Below are 3,530 nucleotides of genomic sequence, written 5' to 3'. Positions count from 1 at the left end.
TTTCAAAAAGTATTTTGGGAATAAACGCCCTACACCAGAAGAATATATTTATATCATTACGAAAAAGACAAAGGCAAAATTATAATAAAAGGGTCGTGGAAATGCTTCACAAAATTGTGATCTGCATTATCACGGCTCTTTTACTCTCTGTTTACTTTCAAAACTGTAAGTGTAATTGAATACTGCCCTTGCTATAATTTAATTGTATTCCAAAACAAATAAATGTGGCAGGAAGAAAGGAGCGATTTTTAATGGAACACATTTTAAATTTAGAGCAAGTAAAAAAATACTACGGGGGTAACTCTGGAAATATCACAAAGGCAGTAGACGGTATTTCTATGTATGTAGATAAGGGCGAATTTGTCGCAATCATGGGAGCTAGTGGTTCTGGAAAGACTACCCTATTAAACTGTATCTCTACGATTGATACTGTAACCAGCGGACACATTACAGTCAATAATCAAGATATTACCAAAATCAAGGATAAAGATTTTGCTGATTTCAGACGTGAAAATTTAGGGTTCATTTTTCAAGATTTCAACCTTTTAGATACTTTAACGATTGGAGAAAACATTTCTTTATCATTGGTTATCAACAAACAGAACCCTACTGATATTGAGAAAAGAGTTCATGCTATCGCCGATAAATTGGGTATTCGTGATATTTTATCGAAATTTCCTTATGAAGTTTCTGGCGGACAAAAACAGCGTTGTGCTTGTGCTAGAGCCTTAATCAATGAACCGAAACTGATTTTAGCTGATGAACCGACGGGAGCTTTGGACTCAAAAGCTTCCAGATTATTACTGGAAACAATGTCTGAAATCAACAAGAAAATGCAGGCTACTATTTTAATGGTAACACATGACCCGTTTAGTGCGTCTTTCTGTGAACGTATTTTGTTCTTGAAAGACGGTAAAATATTCAATGAAATTTTCAGAGGGGAAAAAAGCAGAAAAGATTTCTTCAATGAAATACTGGATATATTAACCTTGCTCGGAGGTGAAGTGGGAAATGTTAGGTAAGTTAGCGTATAGAAATACAAAAAGAAATATTAAAGATTATTTGATTTATCTGATAACCGTTACTGCATCCTTTTCTCTTATATTTGCTTTTAATTTGGTGGCAAATTCTGATGAAATTGTAAAGTTATGTTCCAGTATGGATGCATTTAAGAATTCATTGTTCGCTGTAAATATTCTTATTATTTTTGTGATATGCTTTTTGATCAACTATACAACGAAATTTATGTTTGAAAAAAGAAGTAAAGAATTAGGAACATATATGCTTCTTGGCATTAAGAAAAAAGAAATTGCCCACTTAGTTGTAATTGAAAATATACTGTTGGGAATTTTAGCATTTGTATTAGCTATTCCTATTGGCTTTTTATTCAGCCAGTTTGTGTCGTTAGTAATTGTAAACTTACTGGGTATTCCAAAAACTCTCTTTATTTCTTTGAATTTCGTTTCTATTGGACTATTGATAATTTATTTTTTAACTATTTATGTTTTGGTTTTGCTTAATCTATTAAGAAGAATAAGTAAAATGACGATACGTGATTTTCTTTATTTTGACAAACAAAATGAAAAGAAAATGTTCCGTGACAGTAAAAAAAGAAATGTCATTTTTGTTTTAAGTATTATTCTTGGTGCGATTTCTCTTTTTCTCTGGAATTCACGTTGTACTATGGATAATTTTAATAAGCAAGAAACACTTACTTATTTGATGGTAAGCGTAATCATGTTGATTATCAGCATTTATGGTATATCTACAACTTGTGCAGATATGTTCTTGACTGTTATCTTAAAATTTTGTATAATAGGAATTGAAGTTAAATTAGATGCTAAAAATTTGTAATTAAGAAGGAGGGATTCGTCATGTTGGTATTCCAAATGCGTAATGTAGATAAAACATCTACTGTTTTGAAACAGACTAAAAACAGTGATTACGCAGATAAATAAATACGTTAGATTAATTCCTACCAGTGACTAATCTTATGACTTTTTAAACAGATAACTAAAATTACAAACAAATCGTTTAACTTCTGTATTTATTTACAGATGTAATCACTTCAGGAGTGATTACATGAACAAAAATATAAAATATTCTCAAAACTTTTTAACGAGTGAAAAAGTACTCAACCAAATAATAAAACAATTGAATTTAAAAGAAACCGATACCGTTTACGAAATTGGAACAGGTAAAGGGCATTTAACGACGAAACTGGCTAAAATAAGTAAACAGGTAACGTCTATTGAATTAGACAGTCATCTATTCAACTTATCGTCAGAAAAATTAAAACTGAATACTCGTGTCACTTTAATTCACCAAGATATTCTACAGTTTCAATTCCCTAACAAACAGAGGTATAAAATTGTTGGGAATATTCCTTACCATTTAAGCACACAAATTATTAAAAAAGTGGTTTTTGAAAGCCGTGCGTCTGACATCTATCTGATTGTTGAAGAAGGATTCTACAAGCGTACCTTGGATATTCACCGAACACTAGGGTTGCTCTTGCACACTCAAGTCTCGATTCAGCAATTGCTTAAGCTGCCAGCGGAATGCTTTCATCCTAAACCAAAAGTAAACAGTGTCTTAATAAAACTTACCCGCCATACCACAGATGTTCCAGATAAATATTGGAAGCTATATACGTACTTTGTTTCAAAATGGGTCAATCGAGAATATCGTCAACTGTTTACTAAAAATCAGTTTCATCAAGCAATGGAACACGCCAAAGTAAACAATTTAAGTACCATTACTTATGAGCAAGTATTGTCTATTTTTAATAGTTATCTATTATTTAACGGGAGGAAATAATTCTATGAGTCGCTTTTTTAAATTTGGAAAGTTACACGTTACTAAAGGGAATGGAGATAAATTATTAGATATACTACTGACAGCTTCCAAGAAGCTAAAGAGGTCCCTAGCGCCTACGGGGAATTTGTATCGATAAGGGGTACAAATTCCCACTAAGCGCTCGGGACCCCTTGTAGGAAAATGTCCTAAGTGTGGCAACAATATTGTATTAAAAAAATCGTTTTATGGTTGTTCAAATTATCCTGAATGTAAGTTTACTTTAGCTGAACATTTTAGAAAGAAAAAACTAACCAAAACGAATGTAAAAGAATTACTGGAGGGAAAAGAAACCCTGGTAAAAGGAATCAAAAACAAAGAGAAAAAGCCCTACAATGCCGTTGTAAAAATTGGGGAAAAGGGATATATTGATTTTATCTCTTTTTCAAAATAAACATAAAAGCCCTTTAAAGAGGGCTTTTATATATTAATCACAAATCACTTATCACAAATCACAAGTGATTAATCACAAATCACTTGTGATTTGTGATTCTTAATGATACAATATTACTATGTTTTAGCTTTAAAGGCTCGTACAGACTATATGTTTTGTGCGGGCTTTTTTCATACCCGAAAAAATTTAAAAAATTTTTCAAAAGAGGTCATTAAATCACACCTAGCGTAAGCGCAAAATATTGCTACGTTACTCATGAATTACGCTTGCACCAAAATGA

General features: G+C 31.9%; 5 protein-coding genes. All 5 read left to right on the top strand.

Annotated elements, in window-relative coordinates; all coding sequences use genetic code 11:
* Nucleotides 1–251: 251 nt before the first annotated feature.
* The 5 genes from DW743_RS17735 (at nt 252) to DW743_RS17710 (ending at nt 3,250) form a co-directional block, all read left to right on the top strand.
* Entirely contained in the window at nt 252–1,022 is a 771-nt protein-coding gene (locus tag DW743_RS17735; RefSeq protein ID WP_003061398.1) for an ABC transporter ATP-binding protein, read from the top strand.
* Nucleotides 1,012–1,854: an FtsX-like permease family protein gene (locus DW743_RS17730; RefSeq protein WP_003060411.1), complete on the top strand. Its 843-nt coding sequence runs from the start codon at nt 1,012–1,014 to the stop codon at nt 1,852–1,854. The genes DW743_RS17735 and DW743_RS17730 overlap by 11 nt, the downstream gene beginning before the upstream one ends.
* Nucleotides 1,855–1,874: 20 nt before the next feature.
* Nucleotides 1,875–1,958, top strand: coding sequence for a 23S rRNA methyltransferase attenuation leader peptide (locus DW743_RS17725; protein ID WP_001814874.1), 84 nt, complete (start codon nt 1,875–1,877; stop codon nt 1,956–1,958).
* Nucleotides 1,959–2,082: 124 nt separating this feature from the next.
* Nucleotides 2,083–2,820 (top strand): 23S rRNA (adenine(2058)-N(6))-methyltransferase Erm(B), encoded by a 738-nt coding sequence (gene erm(B), locus DW743_RS17720; protein ID WP_008687088.1) that lies wholly within the window; start codon nt 2,083–2,085, stop codon nt 2,818–2,820.
* A gap of 145 nt (nt 2,821–2,965) precedes the next feature.
* Complete coding sequence (locus tag DW743_RS17710) at nt 2,966–3,250, top strand: topoisomerase C-terminal repeat-containing protein (protein WP_002326770.1); 285 nt, start codon at nt 2,966–2,968, stop codon at nt 3,248–3,250.
* Nucleotides 3,251–3,530 lie beyond the last annotated feature (280 nt).

The organism is Blautia sp. AM28-27, assembly GCF_003480905.1.
Taxonomy (GTDB): Bacteria; Bacillota; Clostridia; order Lachnospirales; family Lachnospiraceae; genus Fusicatenibacter; species Fusicatenibacter saccharivorans.
Note: the sequence above shows the minus strand (reverse complement) of the source record. Positions and strands in the feature narration are given on the sequence as shown.

What these genes read in the sequence shown, in the direction of transcription:
- DW743_RS17735 (WP_003061398.1), top strand. Translation starts at nt 252, where the DNA reads ATGGAACACATTTTAAATTTAGAGCAAGTAAAAAAATACTACGGGGGT.
- DW743_RS17725 (WP_001814874.1), top strand. Translation starts at nt 1,875, where the DNA reads ATGTTGGTATTCCAAATGCGTAATGTAGATAAAACATCTACTGTTTTG.
- DW743_RS17730 (WP_003060411.1), top strand. Translation starts at nt 1,012, where the DNA reads ATGTTAGGTAAGTTAGCGTATAGAAATACAAAAAGAAATATTAAAGAT.